Here is a 507-nt window from a genome sequence, read left to right as displayed (position 1 = left end):
ATACCTGGACTCGGAGAAATACCAACTCCGGCCCAGGGACTGGGAATCAGCCGAGCGGAACGGGCAGTCGATCGCCCCGCTGATAGCCGAGCTGAACGCGGTCCGGCGGCGCAGCCCGGCCCTGCGGCAACTGCGTGATCTCCACTTCCACCACGCGGACCAGGAGGCGGTGATCGTCTACTCGAAACGCCAGGGATCGAACACGGTTCTGGTGGTCGTGAACCTCGACCCCCACCACACCCACGAGGCGACGGTCTCGTTGGACATGCCGCAACTCGGCCTGGACTGGCACGAGTCCTTGCCGGTGCGCGACGAGCTCACCGGTGAGACCTACCAATGGGGCAGGACGAACTATGTGCGCCTGGAACCGGGTACGCGCCCCGCGCACATCCTGACCGTCCTGCGACCGTCCACCCCGCAGATCGGAGGGTCACCCACAACATGATCGTCAACGAGCCTGTCCCGGACACCTTCGAGGACACTCCCGCCAAGGACCGGGACCCCGAG

At 65.9% G+C, this 507-nt stretch carries 1 pseudogene; it reads left to right on the top strand.

Annotated features, from left to right (window positions below):
* A pseudogene (locus IEY89_RS41435) lies at positions 1-445 on the top strand (DUF3459 domain-containing protein); the annotation flags it as partial.
* Positions 446-507 lie beyond the last annotated feature (62 nt).

The organism is Streptomyces lacrimifluminis (assembly GCF_014646095.1).
Taxonomy (GTDB): Bacteria; Actinomycetota; Actinomycetes; order Streptomycetales; family Streptomycetaceae; genus Streptomyces; species Streptomyces lacrimifluminis.
The sequence above is the reverse complement of the archived record's forward strand: the minus strand, read 5'-3'. Positions and strand labels throughout refer to the sequence as shown.